Genomic DNA, 22,098 nt, shown 5'->3' on the forward strand with positions numbered 1-22,098 from the left:
ACAACCGATACGCCTACGTCCTCAACGACCCGATGACGCTCATCGACCCGTCGGGCTTCGGCCTGTTCGGCAGCATCAAGAACTTCTTCACCAACACGCTGCCGAACTGGTTCTCCAAGAACTGGGAGCAGATTGTCTCCTACGCGGTGGACATCGCGCTCATCGCGGGAGGCATCGCGCTGTCGTTCGTCCCGGGCCTGCAAGGTGTCGCGGCCTTCGCCGTGGGCATGGCGGTGGGCGGCCTGGTGGGCGCGGGCCTGGGAGGGCTTGCGTACAACATCAGTACGAATGCCACCGGCAAGGAGTTCAGCTGGGCGGACTGGGGCACGCAGGTGGGCATCGGCGCGGCGGCGGGCGCCATCGCCGGAGGCTTCTCCGCGGTGGGCGAGCTGGCGGCGACGGGCCTCAACCTCGCGAGCCGGAGCCTGGTCAACATCGGCCTGAGGGCTGGCACGGACCTGATTGGCGGCGTGGTGTCCGGCGTGGCCAGTCAGGTGATTGGCAATGCCGTCGCGGGGGCGCCGCTGGGCGCGGACCTCACGTTCGCCGCGGTGTTCGGCGGCGCGGCGGGGGCCCTGGGCAGCGTCGTCGCGTCCGGAGGCAAGGCCGCGCTCGGCCGGGTGGCCCGCTCCCTGGATGACCTGGATGGCCTGGCGGATGGACTGCGCCGGGCGTCCTACAACGTCGCGGGAGGGCCGACGATGCAGTTGGAGGTGGAGGGCATGCGCAAGCTCATCGCGCTCACGCTGGGCGGCACCTTCGGCACCTCGCTCGGGTACACGCTCAGCTACCTGCACGCGGAGCAGTACCTGCTGCCCGGGATGAAGTGAGCGCCGCTGACGTCACCCGATGACCCTGTTGTGGCCCTGGCGCGGGGACCGGCCAGGGCCTGGTTGCAGTTCCACGACGTGGAGGGCAGTCACACATGGAATCGACGACACGGACGAAGCCGAAGATCCTCTTCACTGGAGCTCCGACGGGAAAGGATTTCAACGCCCTGAAGGACGTGGGTGAGGTCTCCGTCAAGAACGGCAAGGACGGCCTGGAGCTCGCGGAGGTGCTCTGGGTCGACTGCGCCACGACGAAGCCCGACCAGTACGAGCCCCTGCTGCGCGCCGCGCTGGATGCGGGGAAGATGCTGGTGCTCAGCCATCCCGACACCCAGGCCCACAAGGCCCTGTCGGAAATCGTGGGCACCCAGTTGGACGAGGGTGCCGCGGCCCTGATGGTCACCCGTGATTTGAAGGCCACCACTCCCTCCAGCTATTCCATCACCGTGCTGGACGGTGCGCCGCGCATCAACGCCGACGAGCAGGTCCACTCCGGGGGCGATGCCGATGCCAAGGCCGCCAAGGCGGGGCCGCCGAACGCGCCCCAGGTCAGGGCGTCACCCGGGGTCCTCGAAAGCGAAGGGGCACGGCACGACTGGGCGGCGTCGCTCGACGCCCACCGGGCTCGCACCAACCGCTCCGTGGGGGGCCCCGGGCTCATCCCGCCCCAGGGCGTCATGTATGGCATTCGGACCCTGACCGGCAGCTTCAGCGCGCGGCTGACCAAGGACAACTGGAACGCGACGCGAGGCAAGTCCCAGTCCGTGGAGTATGGCTTCAACAGCTCGTTCTATGTCTACCGGGAGAATGGCAAGTCGAGCGCGGACTACGTCGTGATTCGCGTGCAGCAGGCGACGTTCAGCCCCGGGGCGCTCATGGTGAGTGAGAACAACGCGAAGGGCTACTGGCAATTCGAGCTTCGCGCCGAGTGCACCAACAACCGGGGCGCGGCGCTGCTGAGCACCAGCCCCGACACCACCAACGCAGGGAGCATGATCACGCAGCTCTCCATCCCATTGCATGTGAAGTACCTGCAGGAGGGGAGCTGCCTCGCCAACTACTGGTCCGCGGCCCACGGCCCGGTGGGGCGGACCAACGAAGGCTGGGGGGTGTCGAACCAGAGCACCTTGGGTTCGGGAAAGGCCGCCTGGTACCACTTCCACCGCGACCCCTGGAACGCGGTCAACGACCCGCCCGACGACTTCGGTCGCTGGTGGTCGAGCATGTACGACGGAGGCTACGGCGGAAGGGTCAAGAACCTGAACACCCTGGCGGGCTCCTCGTTCACCGTCGAGAACGTCTCCGCCTGGCGCTTCAGCGCCAGCATGATCAGCTCCAATCCCAACGTGACCTTCACCGAGTCGCTGAGCCACCGGCTGGCGGCCTTCGCCAATCCCACGGGCACCGGCAACGGCCACCACCAGATCTCCTGGTTCAACCTGGGCCCTGGCACCAAGCCCATCACCCTGAACCTGCCCAGCGTGACGGAGGACGTCACCAGCCCCTGCCGCTGAAGAGCAGACCGGGGTGAAGGCCAGGAGTCCGCAACGGGGGGCACGCCCATGGGACGTGCCCTCCTGTTCCGGGCCCGCCTTCCGTCTCACGCGGACAACGGGTACCGGTAGACGTGGCGGCGACTTCCCTCGCGCCCCACTTCCTGGAAGCCGAGCTGTTCGAACGTCTCCACGAAGCCCATGAAGCGGTAGCTCGGTGAGCTGGGGTCCACGGGGTACGCCTCGACGACGCTGGCGCCCCGCTTGCGCGCATGGGTGATGGCGGCCTTGATGAGTCGCCGCGCAATCCCCTGCCCCCGCGCTTGCCGGGTGACGAAGAAGCACGCCAGGGACCACACGCGCTCCGGCGCCTCGTCCTCCGGCTTCAGTCCTCCGAGTCCCTTGCGGTACGTGTCACGGGGGGCGATGGAGCACCATCCCACCGGCTCGTCCCCCAGGTAGCCGAGCAGCCCCACCGGAGTCCCCTGCTTCACGCGGCGGTGCATCGCCGCCTCGCGGTGCGCATTGTCCGCGAGCCGGGCTTCCGCGCCTTCCGCCCGCCACGCCATGCACCAGCAGTATCTGGGCCCGCCCTGGCTCTCGAACAAGCGCGCGAAGTCGGGCCAGCGCCTGGCATCAACCTCATGGGTAGAGAAGCGCCCCGACGGAGCCACCGAGGTGGCCGGCTTCGAAGTCGCGCGTCGAGCCGTGCTCCGCTTGGGAGAGGAAACCCCGCGTATCGTCTTCCGAGTCGGCATGCGTCAATCCTCACTCGTAAGGTAGGAATTGATTCAACGGGCGGCTCGTCGCAAGCCACGCCCGCTCGCCTGCCCCTCGGCGGACCTGCGCGAAATGAGTGTCATTGCGGGCTGCGCCGACGAAAACCGATACGTGACATTCCCCTTGTACTCCGGTCGCGCGCGGCTTCTTCGACTCGACTTGCCGGGCATTCCCAATCACACTTGTTTTCACTCTCGTCACACTTCCGTCTGTAGAAAACCTCGACACCTACGAAGAGGTGGTCAATGGCAGTCAGCACGGGGACGCTCACCGACCACTTCAGTGTCGACAAGGATGGTGGCGCCTCCGTCTCCTTCGAGCTCAAGGTCCCTCCCGGCACGAACGGGCTCGCTCCCGAACTGGGCATCGCCTACAACAGCGGAGGAACAGACGGCCTGCTCGGGATGGGCTGGGGCCTGAGCGGCCTCTCCTCCATCACCCGCGCGGGACAGACGCTCGCCCAGGACGGCCGTCACGGCGCCGTCGGCTACGACCTCGACGACCGCTTCATCCTGGATGGTCAGCGACTGATGGCGGTGTCTGGCACCTACGGGCAACCCCAGGCCATCTATCACACCGAAATCCAGACATGGAACAAGGTCGTCCCCCACTACCCCACCGGGTGGGACCTCCAGTGGGGTCCTCAGTCCTTCACCGTCCAAACCCGGGATGGACAGACCTGTGAGTACGGCGCCACACCGGACTCACGCGTGCCCGCGTCGAGCGCCGCCCCCGCCCTCCGCCTCTGGTCCCTCAACCGCGTCACGGACCGTCACGGCAACTTCATGACGGTGACCTACGACGTCGACGCCCAGAACAACGCCCACTACCCGAAGCTCATCGAGTACACGGACAACGTCAGGAGCCCCATCGCGACAAAGCGACAGGTCCGCTTCGGTTTCATCGACCGGCAGCTCGTCACCACCACCTGGCTCGGCGGGCATCCCATCCGCATGACGCGCCTGCTCTCGCAGGTCCAGACGTTCGTCGATGACACGCTGGTGCGGACCTACCGCTTCGACTACCAGCCCAGCAAGGCCACGCGCCGCCCCCTGCTGCAATCCATCGCCACGGAGGCCCGGGACACCTCCCTGCCCCCCACCACCTTCACCTGGCAGGGCCAGGCGGACGAGGTCCCCACGCTCTTCCAGCCCTCGCGCGCACTGGGCAAGAGCATGAAGGGCGGGCTCCGCATCCCCATCGACGTGAACGGCAATGGCCTCACGGACGTGCTGCACGCCTACCCCGACAACCTGCGTCTTCGCCTGGACCTCTACTTCTCCACCCGCGAGGGCCTGGACGGCCCTCACCCCGTGGACCTGAGCGGCACAAACCTGGCCTGGGGTGGCAGCTTCTGCCCGCTCGACATCGATGCCGACGGCCGCATGGACCTCGTCTACGCGGTGAACAACGGCGGCAAGTTGGGGCTGACGTTGTTCAAGGCCACCGAGCGCGACGGCCAGTGGACCCTCGTCCGCGAAGGCGCCGTGAATGGCGTCGGCCCCGACAACCTCCTCTGGGGTGGACGACTGCTCGCGCTGGACGCCGACGGCGACGGCCGCACCGACCTGGTCTACGCCACGAAAGACGGGTTCAGACTGAAGCTGGACGTCCTGTACTCCAATGGAAACACCTTCGCCCCCTCGACGCACGGCCCCATCTCCACCTCCCTCCTCCACGGAGGGCTCCTGCTCCCCCTGGACCTCGACGGCTCCGGGCAGACAGACCTCGTCTACGCGACCAACAGCAGCGACGGCTCCCTCGCATTGAGCTGGCTGAAGGCCCAACCCGACCGCAAGGGCTTCCAGCCCCAGAGCACTCCTCTGCTGCCCTCGGGCACTCGCATCCCGTGGACCGGCGGCCTCATCCCCATCCACCTGAATGGCGATGGCCAGACAGACCTCATCAATCCCTATACCGTGGGAACCACCCTGCACCTGCGCTTGCTGTACAACACCGGCAAGGGCTTCGTGGTCCAGGACCTGGGGAGCACAGGCCTCAAATACGGCGCCACCATTCCCCACCTCATCCCCGCGGATGTCACCGGCAACGGGCGCGACGACCTGGTGATTGTGGGCGAGCACCTTCGCGACGGCTCGCAACAAGTCCGCAGGCTCGCGGTGATGGTCAACGAGGGGGGCACGCTGCGCTTCCACGAGAAGGCGTCTCAGCTTCCGGCCGTCGTGGCCGCGGGCGAGTTCACGACAGCCCTGGGCCTGTCTGGCGTGGGCAAGGCGGACCTCCTGCACGTGGATGGCTCGGGCGCGGCCCACTTGCTGGCGGCCACCTCCGAGTACCCGGATCTGGTGGCGTCCAGCACCAATGGCCTGGGGGGCCGCTTCGAGCTCGCCTACAAGCCCATCACCGACCCCGCCGTCTATGACCGGGAGCCGCCATCGGAACAGGAGCGGATGGCGGCGGAACAGGAGCAGGTGGACCCTCAGTCCCTCTTCAACAACCAGCTCCCGGGCGCCACGTACGCGCTGGCCGCGAACCCTCGCAATCAAGCCGACGCCGTCGGCATGACCTTCGCGTCCCGCAGCATCCAGTATCCCCGCTATGTCGTGGCCTCCTACACCCAGGTCTATTCACAGACCCAGCGCTATGCCCACTCCTTCAAGTACAGGGGCGCGCGGTTGAGCCTCCGGGGGCGAGGCTGGCTCAGCTTCTCCGCCTGGACCAAGACGGACCCGCACACGGGCCCCACGGGCATCATCACCGATACGCGCTACCACCAGGAGTTCCCTCTCACCTACACGGTGAAATCGCAGATGGTGCGGCGAGCCTCTGACCAGGCGCTCATGACCCGAGCCGAATACGAATACAACACGCCCTCGAGCCTGGGCGTCCACCAGATACAGACCACGGCGGTGAGGAAGAAGTTCTACACCTTCGCGACCTCGGACACCCCCGACTGCGTGCGCATCAAGACGCTCCGATACGACGGCTACGGCAACGCCATCTCCATCTCCCTGAGCACCCCAGGAGCCCCCACTGAAACGCTCCACACCTGGCAGGTGTTCGAGAACAGCGAGGAACGACACCGCTTCGGCCTGCTCAAGGAGCTCCGGCTCAGCGCGGACCCGGCGGGGAACCAGACGCTCCGCTGCGAGCGCATGACGCACGACCCCATGACGTGGGACGTGAAGACCCACTCGCGCTGGAGCAGCGGCGACACGTGGCAGGTCTACTCGTACGAGTATGACGCCTGGGGAAATCAGACACGCATCGAGCTGCCAGGCGGGGGCATCATCACCGAGACCCACGACGCCACCTGGCACACCTTCTCGAGCAGGCGCGTACTCCCCACGCCGACATCGGGACGCACCTTGCAGTTCGAGTTCCAGCACGACGCGGCCACGGGAGTGTTGACCTCCCAGACGCAACCCCATGGCGCTCGCGAGGTCCACCTGCACGACGGACTGGGCCGACTGGTGGAGTCGCGACGCATGGGGCCAGGAGGCTCACTCGTCGCGACGACGCGCTTCGAGCATGGCCAGGACTCGACGGGGCCGTACCACAGGTCGCTGACCCGCCAGGAGTGGAGCCGCGACGTCTGGGCGGTGCGCACGGACTACGTGGATGGCTTCGGGCGCGTCACGCGAACGGCGAGCCAGGGCCAGGAGAACGGCCAGCTCGTCGGCCGGGCCATCCTGGGGGACACCATCCTCGACGCGCATGACCGGGCGCTGGAGCAGACGCTGCCCTACTTCAGCGGCGACACGCCTCAGCGCGCCCAGGCCCTCGTCTATGACGAGTATGAGCGCGTGGTACGCCAGGAGACCCCCGGCGCCGGAAGCACGCCCAACGTCACCACCTACGCGTACCCCCACGCCAACCGCGTCGTCCTCACCGAGGGCGCCACGACTCCAGCGCCGCGCACGCGGACGATGACCTACAGCTACCACGGGGATGCCCGGAGCCTCGATTTGCTCCAGGACAGTCTGGGCCACACCACCCGCTTCACCCATGACGTCCTGGGCCGACGGCTGAGCGCGACAGACCCCAAGGTGGAGACGACCTTCGCCTACGACGGCCTGGGCCGACACACCGCCGTCACCACCCGCTCGGGAACCACCCTCTTCACCCAGGAGACCTACGCCTACCAGGACGCGCAACGGACCTGGACCCACACCGACGGCGCCGGCCTGGTGACGACGTTCCAGCACGACGCGCTCCTGAGGCGCACCTCGAAGCAGGTGGGCAGCGAGTTGACACGCTACACCTACGACGAGCCGACCAGCCCTCACTCCCCGGGGCACCTGACAGGCGTCCAGCTCCCCGATGGCTCCACGTATGCCTATGGCTACGACGAGGATGGAAACACGACGTCCGTCAAGCTGACGCTGGACGGCGTCGCCTACACCCTGGACCAGGACTTCACGCCCGCGCGGCTCGTCTCCCGAGTCAGCTACCCGGATGCGTCGAGGACCGAGGTCCGCTACCAGCGCGACGCGCTCCAGCGCCTCCTCAAGCTGACCGAGGGAGACAAGGAGCACCTGACCCAATCGGACTTCTCCGCGCTCGGTGCGCCCGCGGTGGCGAGGTATGGCAATGATGTCCGCACGACCTGGAAGTACACGGCGGACGGCCACCTGCTGACCCAGGATGTCTTCGACAAGGCCGAGCGTCCGGTGTCGTCTTCCGCGCTGACGTGGAACGCGTTCTGGCAGGCAGGCGCCATCGAGGACCGCCTGGAGGCGTCGCGAAGCCAGAACCTCACCTACGACGTCCTGGGGCAGTTGGTGAAGGCCCAGGGCGGCGGCTACGGCGTCCAGGAGTTCGCCTACGACGGAGCGCGCAACCTCACACGCCTGGCGGAGCTGACGCTGGAGCGCACGGGCCACCAGATCTCCGGCGGCGCCTCCCCCTCGGACCCGGAGGCCCTGCACACCCGCTACGACGCCAACGGCAGCCTCGTCGAATTGCAACATCAGGGGAGAACCACCCGCTTCAGCTACGACGGCGAGCGCCGACTCCAGCAGGCAGGCGAGGTGAGCTTTACGTATGACCAGGACGGACGGCGGCTGAAGAAGACCGAGCCTGGACTGACGACGTACTACGTCGCCCCCTGCTACGAGGTCGTCGCCTTCTCCAACGGCGCGCGCCAGCACACCCGCTCCATCATGGACGGCGAGCAGCTCGTGGCCACCGTCACCACCGTGGAGTCGGGCACGCCTCCGGTGGGACAGGCAGGCGTGCCGTCACCAGGCTCGCGCTACTTCCACTTCAACAACATCCAGAGCACCACCTTGGTCACCGACGAGCAGGGGCAGGTGTCGAGCGCCGTGGATTACGACCCGTTCGGGGCGCCACGGCTGAGCTCGGGCAGCGACGACTTCCGGCGCAAGTACACCGGGCTCGAGCTGGACAGCACGGGGCTCTACTACGCCTCGTCGCGCTACTACAGCCCGCTGCTGGGCGGCTTCATCACCGCGGACACGCAGCTGGGTGCACCCGAGGAGAACATGGGGGCGTACAACCGCTACGCCTACGTCCTCAACGACCCGATGACGCTGATGGACCCGTCGGGCTTCGGCCTGTTCAGCAGCATCGGGTCCTTCTTCTCCGACATCGTGTCGGGCGCGGGTAAGGCCATCGGAGCCGTCGCGAACTTCTTCACCAACACCATTCCGAACTGGGTCAGCAACAACTGGAAGGAGATTGTCACGTACACAGTGGACGCCCTGCTCATCGTCGGTGGCGTCGCGCTGTCATTCGTTCCGGGCCTCCAGGGCGCCGGAGCATTCTTCATGACCATGGGCGTGGGTGCGTTGGTGGGCGCCGGGCTCGGGGGACTGGCCTACAACATCGCCACGAGCGCCAAGGGAGAGCAGGCCGACTTTGGGAAATGGGGCATCCAGCTAGGCCTCGGCGCGGCGACCGGCGCCATCGCGGGAGGCTTCTCCGCCGGGGGAGGAATGCTGGCGACGCGCCTCGGTCTGACCGCGTCGAACCTTGGGAGGGTCTTCTTGCAGGCAGGTACGGACGCCATCGGAGGCGCGGTCTCCAACACCGTCGGCCAGCTGGCTGGAAACGCCATCGACGGAGTGGCACTGACGAAGGACCTCGGGTTCGCGGCGGTGTCTGGTGCGTTGGTGGGAGGAGTGTCCAGTGGCTGGGACGCGCTCAGGGGATATCGAAAAGCCTCACTCCGCGCTCCGGCCCAGGCCCTGTTGGATGGACCCTCGCGAAAGTCCATCTCCTCCCCGATTGTCCAGTCGGCGGCGACGCAACTGAAGACCCTCGGCAAATTCGTGGCTCGGGCCCTGGGAGGCACGCTGGGCACCGCGGCTGGGAACACAGTCAACGGGCTTCACGCGGAGAAGCTCATCTAGGACCAGGCAGACAACGGGTGGAGGGCAATCGCATATGGAATCGACGACACGGGCGAAGCCGAAGATCCTCTACAAGGGAGCCGCCACGGGTCCCGACTTCAACACACTGAAAGACGTGGGGGAGGTCTTCACCACGGACGGCCTGGAGCAGGCGGAGGTGCTCTGGGTGGATTGCGCCACCACGAAGCCGGACCAGTATGGCCATCTCCTGAAGGCCGCGCTGGACGCGGGCAAGACGCTGGTGATGGACCACCTGGACCCCCTGGCCCATGAGGCCATGTCGCGGCTCGTGGGCACCCGACTCCAGGACCATGCCGCGACCCTGGTGGTCAGCCGCTCCCCGACACCTTCCAAGTATGCCCTCACCGTGCTCGGTGAGTCGCCGACCACGAGCGCGCCCCAGGGGGACGCCGAGCCTTCCTTCCACGGCGGGGAGCGAGCACGGCATGATTGGGGGGCGATCCTCGAAGTCCACCGGGACCACACCCTCATCTCCCTGGGTGACGCCCGGTTGATTCCTCCCCAGGGCGTCATGTATGGCATTCGGACCCACTCCGGCATTTCCAGCACGCAGTTGACCCCTCCTCGCTGGTTCCGCAGGCAAAATAGCTTCCAGCGCGTGGAGCATGGGTTCAACAGCTCGTTCCATGTCTACCGGGAGAACGGTGGCACGAACACGGACTACGTGGTCATCCGTGTCCAGCAGGCGACCTTCAACACCGGCCCGCTGATGGCGGACCTGGCCGAGGTCAGGGGCTATTGGCAATTCGAACTGAACACTGAATGCACTCACAATCGGACCGCGACACTGCTGGGTGCCAGTCCCATGACGACGAGCGGGCCGAACAGCCTCACACAACTCTCCCTCTCCCTGCACGTGAAGCTCTTGCAGGAAGGGAGCTGTCTCCCCCAGTACTGGTCAGCGACCTACGGCCCCGTGACTCGCCCCAGCGAGGGTTGGGGTGTGTCGAATCTGAGCAGCACCCTCTCAGGCAAGGCGGCGTGGCGACACTCCCACCTCGCTCCATGGGACTCCATCGAGGACCCGCCCGACGACTACGAGCGTTGGTGGCGCTCCAGGTACGAGATGAGCGGCGTCCTCGGTGTCAAGGTCAAGCCGCTGAGCCTCCATGCCCGTTCTTCCTTCACCGTTGAGAGCGTCGCGGCCTGGCGCTTCGTAGCCAGCGACATCCAGGCCGACCCCCAGGTGACGTTCACCGAAAAGCTGTGGCAACGACTGATAGCCTTTACTACTCCCTACGGAACAGTCACCCGTACTTACGAACATTCAGTGCGCGACCCGGAGGCCTCAACCCATGAAATCACTCTCAACCTCCCCCAGGTGACAGAAGATGTCCCCAGCCAGTGCCGCTGAACCAGGTGCGACGGAGGTCCGTTGAATATGGAATCGACGACACGGGCAAAGCCGAAAATCCTCTACAAGGGAGCCGCCACCGGCCCCGACTTCAACACACTGAAAGACATGGGAGAGGTCTTCGTCACGGACGGCCTGGAGCAAGCGGAGGTGCTCTGGGTGGACTGCGCCACCACGAAGCCGGACCAGTATGGTCACCTCCTGAAAGCGGCGCTGGACACGGGCAAGACGCTGGTGATGGACCGCCTGGACCCCCTGTCCCATGAAGCCGTGTCTCGAGTCGTGGGAACACGGATGGAGGACAGTGTCGCGACCCTGATGGTCAGCCGAGACCCGCGGGCCGCCACACCGTCGAGCTATGCCCTGACCGTACTCGGCGCGGCATCGACGGCGCTCCCTCCCGAGCAATCCGCGCCGCCCCACCTCGAGAGAGACACCACGAGGAAGGACTGGGGCAAGCTCCTGGAGTCCCATCGGGCGCTGACCCCTCTCGACGTGGGAGGCCCCGGGCTGATTCCCCCTCGGGGCGTCATGTATGGCATTCGAACGACGACCCGTCTCGACGCTATCAGGATAAGAAATCCCGGTTGGCCCGCCACCCAGGGGAAAGTCCAGACTTTCGAGAGGGGGTTCAGAAGCTCGTTCTATGTCTACCGGGAGAACGGCAAGGCGAACGCCGACTACGTGGTCATTCGTGTCCAGCAAGCGACTGTCAATCCCGGCCCGCTGATGGTGAACACGAACCAGGCCAGGGGTTACTGGCAATATGGCGTGTCCACTGAGTGTGCCCCTAACCGAGGCGTGCCGCTGCTAGGCACGAGTCCGGCCACGACGAACGGCCCAGGCTTCGTCACGCAGCTCTCCGTTCCCATGCACGTGAGGTACTTGCAGGATGGCGCCTGCCTTCCCAACCATTGGTTGGCGACCCACGGCCCCATCGTTCAAATCACCGACGGTTGGAGTCTGGCGAATCAAAGCGAGCTCGGCCCTGGCACCGCGAGTTGGGACCACTTCCACCGCGACCCATGGGATTCCCTGTACGACACCATGGGCTCTTTCGACGAATGGGGGTCCACCCGGTACGAAGGCATCCCTCCCAGGGTCAAGAACCTGAGCCTCCTCGCCGGTACCCACCTCACCGTCGAGAACGCCGCGGCCTGGCGATTCAGCGCCACCGACATCGCCACCCATCCTCAAGTGACGTTCAGGGAGATACTGCAGGTCAGACTGGTGGCCTTCGCCACCGCCACGGGTTCGGGGACGCTTGGCAATCAGGTGGCATCCGACGGCCTCTTTCTCGAAAATTCCATCACGCTCGACCTGCCTCAGATAACGGAGGACATCACCAACCCATGCCGCTGACCCCGGCGCGGTGAAACCCTCCGGCGCCACGTGATAGACAGGGGGTACGCCCATGGAACGTGCCGCCCTGCTCTTCTGGCTCTGGATGCTCGCCTTCTCCGTCACCGCCCTCTGGGGCTTGAGTCAGGCGGCGGTGGCCAGCTCGTTGGGCGTCAGGCCCACCCTGGTGAAGCTGGGCTACGGCCCCCGCCTCGTCACCCTGTCGCTGGTCGGCATCCAGTGGGCCGTGCATCCGCTCATCCCCCTGGGCAGCGCCGTGCGCTTCAACGGGCCTCCCGATGATGCGCCCACGGAAGCCCCCGCCGACAACCGCCTCCACCAGCTCCCAATGGTCCTGCACGCGGCCACCATCCTCTTGCCCTGGGCGCTCCTCATCGTGGTCGCCATGGCCTGTCTCGGCGCCAGCGAGGGACTGAGCCAGTTCCTCACCGGCTTCACCGTCCCCTTCCAGTACTCGAGGCTCCCCGGCCGCATCGACCGCTTCGTCGCCCTGCTGCGCGAGGGCGAGCTGACCCGGGCCTGGGGACTGGTGAGCGCCAAGGTGGCCGCCATCAACCTGCTGCCCATGCCCATCCTGGCGGGAGGCTCGCTGCTGGCCCTCCCCTGGCGTCACCAGCGCTCGCGCCTCCCGGTGTGGGCCGCGAGCCTGAACCTCGTGACGCTGCTCCTCCTGCTGCCCTGGGCCGGCTACTCGCTCTATCTGTTCGGCGCCGCCATCTTCCGCTGAAGGCAGCGACGCCGCGACGGCTAGGAGCGCTCCTGGAGCGCAAGCCGCGCGCCCAGCGCGACGAAGACGCCCCCCGTCACCCGCTGCTGCCACGCCGCGAAGCGCGGGTTGCGTCGCAGCCAACCGCCAAACGCGCCCGCCACGCCCGCGAGGAACGCGAGCCACAAAGTCCCCGTCACGTCGAACAAGAGCCCGAGCAGGACGAACTGCAGGCCCGGCGAGCCTCGCGTCGGGTCCACGAACTGCGGCAGGAAGGCCAGGAAGAACAAGGCCACCTTCGGGTTCAGCACGTTGGTGACGACACCGTCGCGGAAGATTCGCCACAGGCTCGCGGGCTGGAGCCCCCGCACCGCCTCGGGCCCTTGCTTGCTGAGCAGCATCCGCGCGCCCATCCACACGAGGTAGAGCGCGCCCACCCACTTCACCACCATGAAGGCCATGGCCGAGGTCGCCAGCAGCGCCGACAATCCCAGGGCCGCCGCCGCGATGTGGAACAGGCAGCCGACACAGATGCCCAGCGCGGAGACGAGGCCCGCGGCGCGGCCCTGCCCCATGCTCCTGGCCAGCACATACATCGTGTCCGGCCCTGGCGTGAGGTTGAGGACCAGTCCCGCGAGAAGAAAGGCCACCAGGCGCGTCGGCTCGAAGAGCATGTCGAAGGGCTTTCGCTCCGTCATCCCGGAGCAGGGAGCGGGAAGGCACGGCCCCTTCCCAGCCCCCGTATACGCCCGGAAGCACCGCCACGAAAGCCACCGGCGGGTGGCCCTCGCGAGACGAGCCCTGCTCGGGTGAGCAAGGCCCGTCCACGTGAAGCAGCCTCTCTCGCCCTACACCGGCGAGCGAGTACGGTCCTGCTCGACCCGCTCCTTGCGCTCGACATCCAGCGAGCGCTCGGCCGTGCGAGCGGTGATGGCGCCCGCCGGGCTGAACACGGACCGGTACACCGCCGCCGCCAGGCCCGCGCCCAGCATCGGCGCGATGACGAACATCCAAAGCTGGCCGAGCGCCTGCCCGCCCGCGAACACCGCCGGCCCCAGACTGCGCGCGGGATTCACCGAGGTGTTCGTCACGGGGATGCCCACCAGGTGGATGAGCGTCAGCACCAGGCCAATGGCCAGGCCGGCGAAGCCTACCGGCGCCTTCGCGTCCGTCGCACCCAGCACCGTCAACACGAGCAGGAAGGTGAGCATGACCTCCGCCAGGAACGCCGCCCCCGCGCCATAGCCCTCGGGTGACGCGATGCCGTACCCGTTCGAGCCCAGCCCCGCAACCGAGGCCTGATAGCCACCCGGTACGCCCTTCGCGATGAGCAGCACCACGCCCGCCGCCAGCACGGCCCCCAGACACTGCGCGACGATGTAGCCGAGGATGTGCTTGTTCTCGAACTTGCCCGCCAGCGACAGCCCCACCGTCACCGCGGGATTCACGTGGCAGCCGGAGATGGGCCCAATCGCATACACCATGGCCAGCAGCGAGAGTCCGAAGGCGAAGGACACCCCCAGGAAACCGATGCGGTCCCCCGCCAGCACGGCCGCTCCCACGCCACCAAGCACCAGGACGAACGTCCCGATGAACTCCGCCATGTACCTCCGCATCGAATCATTGATCCCAGCCGCGGATGCAGCGGGGAGCCGCTTGTCTGTCGCTGAACGCATGCGCTCTCTCTCCGGCCGCACACACCAGGACACGAGCACTCGCGTCTGGCGCCCCGCGGCGCAATCTGTCCCACTTGGGACGCTGCGCACGCTCGGGCCGACGACAACGGGAAACCGCGCTCCACGCCTGGAGAGTGGCATCCATGCGAGGCGCTCGATGCTCCGCCACCCCTGATTCACGAGCCGGCGGGAAGGCGACCCACTTCCCGCGCGCCCGAGGGAGACCGGAGGGCTACTTGCCCTTCATCACGCCAATGAATGGCACGTTCCGGTACTTCTCCCCGAAGTCCAGACCGTAGCCGACGACGAAGAGGTCATCGATGACGAAGCCCTTGTAGTCGATGTCGATCTTCGTCCGCGCGCGCGCCGGCTTCTCCAGCAGCGAGCACAGCTTCAGCGACGCCGGGTGCCGGGCCCGCAGGTTCTCCAGCAGGAAGCTCATGGTGAGCCCCGTGTCGATGATGTCCTCGATGATGAGCAGGTGCTTGCCCGCCATCGGCTTGCTGACGTCGGTGGTGATGCGCACCTCGCCCGTCGTCTCCGTGCCGCCCTGGTAGCTGGACACGCCCAGGAACTCCAACGTCAGCGGCAGGTCCACCGCCCGCGCCAGGTCCATGGCGAAGAACGTGGAGCCCTTCAACACACAGACGAGCGTCAGCTCCTTGCCCGCGTAGTCCCGGGTGATTTGCGCGCCCAGCTCCCGCACGCGCTCCTGCAGCTTCTCCTCGGAAATATGGACGCCGACTTCCTGCTCGTAGAACGCCAAGGCTTCCTCCGCGCTACACGTAGGCGTTGTTCATGATCTCCCCGAAGCCGCCGCCTCCGGGGACGATGTACTGCCGGTCATCCAGGCCTCGCTCCTTCTCCCAGAGCGCGCCCGGCGCCGTGCCGAAGACCTCCGGCGGAGACAGGCCTCGGTCCAACCGGAGCGCGTAGATGACCACGTCCGGATGGTCCGTCGTCATCTTCCGCAAGTACTCCGGCGTGACGATGAGGTTCAGGGTGATGATGCGCCGGGCCGTGCCGGGCACCTTCTCCTTGTAGAGCTTGATGGCCGTGGACAGGCTGCCGCCCGTGGCTCCCATGGGGTCCGGGAAGAGCACGAGCGCGTCATCCACGTCGCCGCCAATCTTCGCGCCGCCAATCTGGGAGCCCACCACCGTCTCGGCCGCGTCGATCATCCGGCTCATGATGATGTGGTCCTGCCGCACCACCGACGGGTCCACCGTGGCGTTGAGCAGGTCATACGTCACCTGCGACGGCAGCGTGCCCGCCCGCGCGATGTTCACCGTCACCACCCGGACGTGAGGGTCGATGACCTCTCCCTGGTAGAGCCCCTGCGGGGTGGAGTCGATCATCCGTGTCGGCAGGCTGACCATCTTCCGCGGGAACTCCGCGTTCACCACCGTCTTCACCAGGTCGCTGTAGAGCGTCTCCACCAGCCGGTTTACCTGCGGCTGGATGACCCCCTTCGCGCACAGCGTCGCCAACTGGGAGAGCAGGAACGGATTGCCCACCAGGTGGACGTTGGGTCCATAGTGGTGGGTCATCTCGTTCAGCCGGAAGGGCACGTTCGCGTACAGGGTGTCACGCATGCGGTCGGTTCCTCTCGTGCCCGAAGCCCAGGGGGCGAATCGGCGTCAGTCGAACAGTTCGAGCGTCTGCGGCGGAGTGCCCTCGGTGGGCTCCGGGACGTGACACTTGCGGCACCGGGGCTCGTACGCGCCCGCCGCGCCCACCACCACGCGCTCGCCACTGGAGACGATGCGCTGGGAGCGATTGGCCGGATTGCCGCAAACCACGCAGATGGCCAGCTCCTTCGTCACGTACTCCGACACCGCCATCAGCTGCGGCATCGGCTCGAAGGGACGGCCCTGGTAGTCCTGGTCCAGGCCCGCGCAGATGACGCGCAGCCCCTTGTTGGCCAGCGCCTCCACCACCGCGACGACCTCGGCGCCGAAGAACTGCACCTCGTCGATGCCCACCACCTGCGTGTCGGGCTCCAACCGGTAAAAAATCTCTTCAGCCCGCTCCACCGGCGTGGACGTCACCCGCTGCTTCGAGTGGCTCACCACCTGCGTTTCGTCGTAGCGGTTGTCGATGCGGGGCTTGAACACCTGCACCTTCTGCTTGCCGTACACGGCGCGCTGGATGCGGCGGATCAACTCCTCCGTCTTACCGGAGAACATCGAACCGCAGATGACCTCTATCCACCCGATATCTTTGGGGAATTGGTGCAAGGGACGCTCGCCTGGCCTGGGGGCGGAGGGGCGCGGATACTCTGTCACCCCCCCGCGGGAGTCAACCGCCAACCGCGTCCTCGTGACAGGGCCCGCTGGCGTGCCGGGGCCTGCTCCCCCGCCTGCCCTTCCGCGCCCCGTTCAGGCGCTGGCAAGCCGCTTGAAAGGAACCGCCTCCGGAAGGTCGGGACTGGGAGGCAGGGCGTGGCGACGACGACGATGGAGCAGGTTCAGGGCGCGGTCCGCGGTGGAATGGCTTCCTTCTATGCGTCGCCCGCCTCGGTGGCGTTGCTGATGCTCAACCTGATGGACGGGCTCTTCACGCTGCTCTTCCTGCAGCTGGGCGTGGCGGAGGAGCTCAACCCTCTCATGCGCCTGGCCTACGAGCAGTCACCGCTCTTCTTCATGTTCGCCAAGCTGCTCATCGTGAACACCGGCCTGTGGCTCTTGTGCTTGCACAGGCGTCTGCGCGCCAGTCGCCTCGCCATCCGAGCGGGCGCCGTCGTCTACGGCATCATCGTGGTCTACCATCTGGCTTTTCTGACCCACCTGGTCCTGCACTGGCCAGGAGCCCTTGGGTAGTCCCTTTCACCCTCCGGACTGTGAGCGAGTGGAACAATGGTGAGGGTTCTCCTTCACCATACCCTTGCATTTTGCACCCGGTATGTCCCAGGCTTCCCGCCAGCTCCGACCTTTCGGGTTCGGGGGGGGACCATGAACATCACCGACGTCCGGGTGTTTCCGGTCGAAGAGGACAAGCTCAAGGCGTACGTCACCATCACCCTGGATCACTGCTTCGTCATTCGCGACCTGAAGGTCATCCACGGCTCCTCGGGGCTGTTCATCGCGATGCCGGCGAAGAAGCGCAAGGATGGGACGTACAAGGATATAGCCCACCCGCTCAACGCGGACACACGAAGCCAGATGGAGCGTGTGATCCTCATCGAGTACGAGCGGCACCTCCATCAGGCGCAAGCCGGGATGCTTGGTCCTATGCCAGCAGATCTCGACTAACGCCCTTCACATCCGCGCGTGTCCAGGTTAGTCAGCGGGCCCATCATGCAGCCGCGCGACTTCAAGATCTTCGCCGGGAGCTCGAATCCCGGCCTGGCTCACAGAATCTGCGAATACCTCAAGCGTCCGCTCGGCAAGGCGGAGGTGGGCCGATTCTCCGACGGTGAAATCCACGTCGAGATTGGCGAGAACGTCCGCGGCCACGACGTCTTCATCCTCCAGTCCACGAGCCCGCCGACCAACGACCACCTGATGGAGATGCTCATCATCTGCGACGCCCTGAAGCGGGCGAGCGCGAGCTCCATCACCGCCGTCATCCCGTATTACGGGTATGCCCGGCAGGACCGGAAGGTCGCTCCGCGCACGCCGATTACGGCGAAGCTCGTCGCGGACCTGCTGGAAGTGGCGGGCGCCGAGCGCGTCGTCTCCATGGACATGCACGCCGGGCAGATCCAGGGCTTCTTCAACATCCCCTCGGACCACCTGTACGGCTCGCCGGTGTTCCTGGAGGACCTGCGCAAGCGCTTCCCGGAGTCGCAGGAGCTGGTCATCGTGTCGCCGGACGCCGGGGGCGTGGAGCGCGCGCGCGCCTACTCCAAGCGCCTCAACACGGGGCTGGCCATCATCGACAAGCGCCGCCCGCGCCCCAACGCCTCCGAGGTGATGAACCTCATCGGTGACGTGTCCGGCAAGGACGCCGTCCTCGTGGACGACATGGTGGACACCGCCGGCACGCTCGCGCAGGCCGCCGCCGCGCTGAAGGCGAAGGGCGCCCGTCGCGTGGTCGCCTACGCGGTGCACCCCATCCTCTCCGGGCCCGCCATCCAGCGCATCCAGGACTCCGTGCTGGAAGAGGTCGTCTTCACGGACACGGTGCCGCTGTCGCCCGCGGCGCAGGCGTGCTCGAAGATTCGCGTGCTCACCACCGAGCGCCTCTTCGGCGAGGCGATTGCCCGCATCCACCGGGCCGACTCGCTCAGCTCGCTGTTCGTCTGAGGTTCAGGGCGCCCGGCCGCCGGGCGACTTGACTCCCTGGCTGGGGGCTGGCATGTCCGGCCTCCTCCAACGGTCCCCTTCGAGGCGCCGTCTTCGGGGCCCGCCACTGGGGCGGGATGCCGAGGGCGCCAGGGTGGCCGGTGGTCACCGCTGTATCCATTCCCAAGGTATTTCCATGTCCGACAACAAGAACACCCTCGAGGCGAAGTCGCGTGAAGGTTCCGGCAAGGGCTTCGCCCGCAAGCTGCGCGCCCAGGGTGTGGTGCCCGCCGTGGTGTACGGCAAGCACCTGAAGACGCCCGTGCACATCTCGGTGGACCCGAAGGCCGTGCGCGCGGCCATCAACACCCCGCACAAGTTCAACACCGTCATCCAGCTGAAGCTGGCCGGTGGTGACCAGCAGGTCCTCCTGAAGGACTACCAGATGGACCCGGTCACCCGGGACATCCTGCACGTGGACTTCATCGGCGTGCGCGCGGACGAGCAGGTCAAGGTGGACGTGCCGCTCGTGCTCGTCGGCAAGTCGGTGGGCGTGGCGGAGGGCGGTCTGCTCAGCCAGATTCGCCGTGAGATCCAGGTCTGGGCGCTGCCGAACGCCATCCCCGAGCGCATCGAGGTGGACGTGACGGGGCTGAAGATCGCCGAGGCGCTGCACATCAAGGACGTCAAGTTCCCCGCCGGCGTGTCGGTGAAGTCGAGCGTCAACTACACCGTGGCGGTCGTCGCCGCGCCCGAGGCTGCCGAAGTGGCGCCCGCGGCGGCTGCGGCGGCTCCTGCCGCGGCGGCTCCGGCGGCGAAGGCTGGCGACAAGGCGGCGGCTCCCGCCGCGGCGGCCAAGGCTCCCGCGAAGAAGTAGTCGTCTTCCGATGTACCCTGGACACGGGGCTGGCCTCCCTGAGGCTGGCCCCGTTTCTTTTTGGAGCCTCCCATGAAGCTCATCTGCGGGCTGGGCAACCCGGGGCGCGAGTACGAGCGGCACCGGCACAACATCGGTTTCATGGTGGTGGAGGCGCTGCTGTCCCGGGCGCGCGCGGAGCTGAACCAGGAGAAGTTCGCCGCGAAGGTGGGCCAGGCAACCCTGGCAGGCGAGCGCATCCTCTTCGTCGAGCCACAGACCTTCATGAACCTGTCGGGCCGCTCGGTGGCCGAGGCGGCGCGCTTCTACAAAATCGCCCCCGAGGACGTGCTCGTCATCCACGACGAGCTGGACCTGCCCCTGGGCCGCATCCAGCTCAAGGCCGGTGGTGGCAGCGGCGGCCACAATGGCCTGAAGAGCATCGTCTCCAGCCTGGGCTCGGAGGCGTTCGTCCGCCTGCGCTTCGGCATCGACAAGCCCGAGGGCCCCAATGCCCGCGAGCGCGTGGCCGGCTACGTCCTGTCCAACTTCGACGACGGGGAGCGCCGCCAGCTGGACGAGCTGATGGGCCGCGCCATGGACATGACGGAGTGCTGGGTGCGCGAGGGGCTGTCGGTGGCGATGAACCGCTTCAATCGGAAGGCCTGAGGCCTCCTCGGGGCGGAGGGAAGCAAGAGGGGCGGACAGGCGGGCTTTCCGGGAGCTTGACTTGCCCGGGGGGCCCTCCTAGAAGGCCCGTTCGCTCGCTGGGGTGGTTGATCCAGTGGGATGTTCTTTTTCAGCTTCCCGTGTTGGTGCACGGGACGTAGCGCGAGGGTGACGGGCGCGCGGTTTCCCGTTCCCGGTGGTGGCCATGGGGCCAATCGCCGTTTCCCCGCTCTTCGGATTGTCCGAGGGGCACTCGACCCCAAGGGGAGAGAAAACATGGCAGAGACGCAGGCCGCCAAGCGGCTTCGTGAGTACGAGACCATCTTCCTGGTCAAGCCGGACCTGACCGACGACAACGTGGACAAGCTCAAGGAGCGCGTCCGTGGCATCGTCGCCCGCGAGGGTGGCAAGGTCCTCCGCTTCACGGTGTGGGGCAAGAAGAAGACCCTGTTCCCCATCGCCAAGCAGCCCCGCGCCATCTACGTGCACGCCAGCTACCTGGGCGGCTCGGGCCTGGTGTCCGAGATTGAGCGCAACCTGAAGAACCTCGATGAGGTCACCCGCTACATCTCCGTGAAGCTGGCGGATGAGGTGGACCCCGAGACGCGTCCGGTCCTTGAGGACCTGAAGCTCGCCGGCGACGTGGAGGAGACCCGTCCGGGTGCTCCCGAGCCGCGCGAGGGTGGCGGCTTCCGAGGCGACGTGGCCGAGGAGTCCGTGGGCGAGGCGGAGGAGGAGTCGTCCGAGGAGGCCTGAGCGCCTTCTGGGACATTCTCTAGGGACCTATCCAGGAAACGAGAAAGTTCATGAGCAACGGAACGGACAGCAAGACGGGCGGCTCGTCGGGCGGCCGCAGTGGCGGCTTCGGCGGCGGCGGCGGTGGTGGGCCTCGCGGTGATCGCGGTGGAGACCGTGGCGGCGATCGCGGTGGAGATCGTGGCGACCGCGGCGGCATGGGCGGCGATGACGAGAAGCGCGGCGGTGGCCGTGGCTTCGGCCGCAAGAAGGTCTGCCGCTTCTGCGCGGAGAAGAACGCGTCGGTGGACTTCAAGGACCAGGCGACGCTGAAGTACTTCGTCACCGAGCGCGGCAAGATCATTCCCCGCCGCATCTCTGGCAACTGCGCGAAGCACCAGCGTGAGGTGGCCACGGCCATCAAGCGCGCGCGCGGCATCGCCCTGCTCCCCTACAACGCGGTGGTCGGCTAACCGCCGGGTCCGCTCAGGAGACTGAATATGAAGCTCATTCTGCGAGAGGACATCGAGAACCTCGGCAAGTCCGGGGAGCTCGTCACCGTGAAGGACGGCTTTGGCCGTAACTACCTGCTGCCGCGCAAGAAGGCGGTTCTGGCGAGCGAGCAGAACCTCCGTCAGCTCGAGCACGAGAAGGCGGTCATCACCGCCCGCAATGCCAAGCTGAAGGGCGTCGCGGAGGAGCAGGCGAAGAAGGTCGGCTCCATCAAGGTCGTCATCAAGCGCAAGGTCGGAGATCAGGACAAGCTGTTCGGCTCCGTCACCGCGCTGGACATCGCCGAGGCCGTGGCGGCCCAGGGGCAGACGGTGGACCGTCGCGCCATCCACCTGGTCGACCCCATCAAGTCGATTGGCCACTACGAAGTCGAGCTGCGCCTGCACCGCGACGTGATCGCGAAGATCAAGGTCGAAGTCGCCGCCGAGTAACGGCAAGCGACTCCACCTCACCGTGGTCTTGAGAAGGCCGTCCGGGGCAACCCGGGCGGCCTTTTCATTTGCGGGCTGTCCTCCGGACGCGTCCGGCTCGCGCCG

The 22,098-nt window shown here is 66.8% G+C and carries 20 protein-coding genes; 14 read left to right on the top strand and 6 right to left on the bottom strand.

Translation table 11 applies throughout. The features are described from left to right. Both ACN469_RS05430 and ACN469_RS05435 read left to right on the top strand, forming a co-directional pair. Window positions 1-830 (top strand): hypothetical protein (locus tag ACN469_RS05430; protein WP_498764819.1); only part of this gene is annotated, 830 nt, incomplete at its 5' end. Window positions 831-925: 95 nt separating this feature from the next. Further along, on the top strand, window positions 926-2,344 hold the full coding sequence (locus ACN469_RS05435; RefSeq protein ID WP_498764821.1) for a hypothetical protein: 1,419 nt from the start codon (window positions 926-928) through the stop codon (window positions 2,342-2,344). An 86-nt stretch (window positions 2,345-2,430) separates the two neighbouring features. Here the strand turns inward: ACN469_RS05435 and ACN469_RS05440 are convergent, their stop codons facing one another. Further along, on the bottom strand, window positions 2,431-3,081 hold the full coding sequence (locus ACN469_RS05440) for a GNAT family N-acetyltransferase (RefSeq protein WP_498764823.1): 651 nt from the start codon (window positions 3,079-3,081) through the stop codon (window positions 2,431-2,433). Between the two features lie 267 nt (window positions 3,082-3,348). Between ACN469_RS05440 and ACN469_RS05445 the strand changes: the two genes are divergently transcribed. Genes ACN469_RS05445 through ACN469_RS05460 form a run of 4 tightly spaced genes read left to right on the top strand, consistent with a single transcriptional unit; the run spans window position 3,349 to window position 12,905 of the window. Further along, window positions 3,349-9,441 carry an RHS repeat-associated core domain-containing protein gene (locus ACN469_RS05445; RefSeq protein WP_498764825.1) on the top strand — a complete coding sequence of 2,031 codons (6,093 nt, stop codon included), beginning with the start codon at window positions 3,349-3,351 and terminating at the stop codon, window positions 9,439-9,441. Between the two features lie 34 nt (window positions 9,442-9,475). Then, on the top strand, window positions 9,476-10,816 hold the full coding sequence (locus tag ACN469_RS05450) for a hypothetical protein (RefSeq protein ID WP_498764827.1): 1,341 nt from the start codon (window positions 9,476-9,478) through the stop codon (window positions 10,814-10,816). Between the two features lie 27 nt (window positions 10,817-10,843). Next, window positions 10,844-12,178: a hypothetical protein gene (locus ACN469_RS05455; RefSeq protein WP_498764828.1), complete on the top strand. Its 1,335-nt coding sequence runs from the start codon at window positions 10,844-10,846 to the stop codon at window positions 12,176-12,178. 52 nt (window positions 12,179-12,230) lie between these two features. After that, window positions 12,231-12,905, top strand: a complete 675-nt coding sequence (locus ACN469_RS05460; RefSeq protein WP_498764830.1) for a site-2 protease family protein — start codon at window positions 12,231-12,233, stop codon at window positions 12,903-12,905. A gap of 20 nt (window positions 12,906-12,925) precedes the next feature. Here ACN469_RS05460 and ACN469_RS05465 read toward each other — a convergent pair whose 3' ends face one another. The 5 genes from ACN469_RS05465 to ACN469_RS05485 all read right to left on the bottom strand — a co-directional run bounded on the left by ACN469_RS05465 (window position 12,926) and on the right by ACN469_RS05485 (window position 16,800). Then, entirely contained in the window at window positions 12,926-13,582 is a 657-nt protein-coding gene (locus ACN469_RS05465; protein WP_498764832.1) for a LysE family translocator, read from the bottom strand. A 150-nt stretch (window positions 13,583-13,732) separates the two neighbouring features. Further along, window positions 13,733-14,560, bottom strand: a complete 828-nt coding sequence (aqpZ, locus tag ACN469_RS05470; protein ID WP_498764834.1) for an aquaporin Z — start codon at window positions 14,558-14,560, stop codon at window positions 13,733-13,735. Between the two features lie 232 nt (window positions 14,561-14,792). Continuing rightward, a complete protein-coding gene (gene hpt / locus ACN469_RS05475; RefSeq protein WP_498764836.1) occupies window positions 14,793-15,326 on the bottom strand; it encodes a hypoxanthine phosphoribosyltransferase in 534 nt (177 codons plus the stop codon). 13 nt (window positions 15,327-15,339) lie between these two features. After that, window positions 15,340-16,155, bottom strand: coding sequence for a uracil phosphoribosyltransferase (locus tag ACN469_RS05480; RefSeq protein WP_498764838.1), 816 nt, complete (start codon window positions 16,153-16,155; stop codon window positions 15,340-15,342). 45 nt (window positions 16,156-16,200) lie between these two features. Further along, window positions 16,201-16,800, bottom strand: a complete 600-nt coding sequence (locus ACN469_RS05485; protein WP_498764840.1) for a thymidine kinase — start codon at window positions 16,798-16,800, stop codon at window positions 16,201-16,203. A gap of 204 nt (window positions 16,801-17,004) precedes the next feature. On the opposite strand from ACN469_RS05485, the gene ACN469_RS05490 reads away from it, so the two are divergent. From ACN469_RS05490 to rplI, 8 genes are all read left to right on the top strand, one after another. After that, window positions 17,005-17,382, top strand: coding sequence for a DUF5658 family protein (locus tag ACN469_RS05490; protein WP_498764842.1), 378 nt, complete (start codon window positions 17,005-17,007; stop codon window positions 17,380-17,382). Between the two features lie 132 nt (window positions 17,383-17,514). Further along, on the top strand, window positions 17,515-17,814 hold the full coding sequence (gene spoVG, locus ACN469_RS05495) for a septation regulator SpoVG (protein ID WP_498764844.1): 300 nt from the start codon (window positions 17,515-17,517) through the stop codon (window positions 17,812-17,814). Between the two features lie 45 nt (window positions 17,815-17,859). Further along, the gene (locus ACN469_RS05500) at window positions 17,860-18,810 is read left to right on the top strand and encodes a ribose-phosphate pyrophosphokinase (RefSeq protein ID WP_141648003.1); all 951 of its coding nucleotides are present in this window, start codon (window positions 17,860-17,862) and stop codon (window positions 18,808-18,810) included. A gap of 175 nt (window positions 18,811-18,985) precedes the next feature. After that, window positions 18,986-19,666, top strand: coding sequence for a 50S ribosomal protein L25/general stress protein Ctc (locus ACN469_RS05505; RefSeq protein ID WP_498764846.1), 681 nt, complete (start codon window positions 18,986-18,988; stop codon window positions 19,664-19,666). Between the two features lie 72 nt (window positions 19,667-19,738). Further along, complete coding sequence (pth, locus tag ACN469_RS05510; protein WP_498764848.1) at window positions 19,739-20,314, top strand: aminoacyl-tRNA hydrolase; 576 nt, start codon at window positions 19,739-19,741, stop codon at window positions 20,312-20,314. Window positions 20,315-20,590: 276 nt separating this feature from the next. After that, window positions 20,591-21,070 (top strand): 30S ribosomal protein S6, encoded by a 480-nt coding sequence (rpsF, locus tag ACN469_RS05515; RefSeq protein ID WP_498764850.1) that lies wholly within the window; start codon window positions 20,591-20,593, stop codon window positions 21,068-21,070. A gap of 50 nt (window positions 21,071-21,120) precedes the next feature. Further along, window positions 21,121-21,522, top strand: a complete 402-nt coding sequence (gene rpsR, locus ACN469_RS05520; protein WP_498764852.1) for a 30S ribosomal protein S18 — start codon at window positions 21,121-21,123, stop codon at window positions 21,520-21,522. 27 nt (window positions 21,523-21,549) lie between these two features. Next, window positions 21,550-21,993, top strand: coding sequence for a 50S ribosomal protein L9 (gene rplI, locus ACN469_RS05525; RefSeq protein ID WP_498764853.1), 444 nt, complete (start codon window positions 21,550-21,552; stop codon window positions 21,991-21,993). Window positions 21,994-22,098: the final 105 nt, after the last annotated feature.

The sequence above is a fragment of the Corallococcus terminator genome, from assembly GCF_049194865.1.
Classification (GTDB): domain Bacteria; phylum Myxococcota; class Myxococcia; order Myxococcales; family Myxococcaceae; genus Myxococcus; species Myxococcus terminator_A.

Excerpts from the sequence above, each read along its gene's own strand:
- ACN469_RS05505 (WP_498764846.1), top strand. The coding sequence starts at position 18,986 with ATGTCCGACAACAAGAACACCCTCGAGGCGAAGTCGCGTGAAGGTTCC.
- ACN469_RS05440 (WP_498764823.1), bottom strand. The coding sequence starts at position 3,081 with ATGCCGACTCGGAAGACGATACGCGGGGTTTCCTCTCCCAAGCGGAGC.
- rpsR (WP_498764852.1), top strand. The coding sequence starts at position 21,121 with ATGAGCAACGGAACGGACAGCAAGACGGGCGGCTCGTCGGGCGGCCGC.
- ACN469_RS05435 (WP_498764821.1), top strand. The coding sequence starts at position 926 with ATGGAATCGACGACACGGACGAAGCCGAAGATCCTCTTCACTGGAGCT.
- pth (WP_498764848.1), top strand. The coding sequence starts at position 19,739 with ATGAAGCTCATCTGCGGGCTGGGCAACCCGGGGCGCGAGTACGAGCGG.
- spoVG (WP_498764844.1), top strand. The coding sequence starts at position 17,515 with ATGAACATCACCGACGTCCGGGTGTTTCCGGTCGAAGAGGACAAGCTC.
- rpsF (WP_498764850.1), top strand. The coding sequence starts at position 20,591 with ATGGCAGAGACGCAGGCCGCCAAGCGGCTTCGTGAGTACGAGACCATC.
- rplI (WP_498764853.1), top strand. The coding sequence starts at position 21,550 with ATGAAGCTCATTCTGCGAGAGGACATCGAGAACCTCGGCAAGTCCGGG.
- ACN469_RS05460 (WP_498764830.1), top strand. The coding sequence starts at position 12,231 with ATGGAACGTGCCGCCCTGCTCTTCTGGCTCTGGATGCTCGCCTTCTCC.
- ACN469_RS05445 (WP_498764825.1), top strand. The coding sequence starts at position 3,349 with ATGGCAGTCAGCACGGGGACGCTCACCGACCACTTCAGTGTCGACAAG.
- aqpZ (WP_498764834.1), bottom strand. The coding sequence starts at position 14,560 with ATGCGTTCAGCGACAGACAAGCGGCTCCCCGCTGCATCCGCGGCTGGG.
- ACN469_RS05450 (WP_498764827.1), top strand. The coding sequence starts at position 9,476 with ATGGAATCGACGACACGGGCGAAGCCGAAGATCCTCTACAAGGGAGCC.
- ACN469_RS05455 (WP_498764828.1), top strand. The coding sequence starts at position 10,844 with ATGGAATCGACGACACGGGCAAAGCCGAAAATCCTCTACAAGGGAGCC.
- ACN469_RS05465 (WP_498764832.1), bottom strand. The coding sequence starts at position 13,582 with ATGACGGAGCGAAAGCCCTTCGACATGCTCTTCGAGCCGACGCGCCTG.
- ACN469_RS05500 (WP_141648003.1), top strand. The coding sequence starts at position 17,860 with ATGCAGCCGCGCGACTTCAAGATCTTCGCCGGGAGCTCGAATCCCGGC.
- ACN469_RS05480 (WP_498764838.1), bottom strand. The coding sequence starts at position 16,155 with ATGCGTGACACCCTGTACGCGAACGTGCCCTTCCGGCTGAACGAGATG.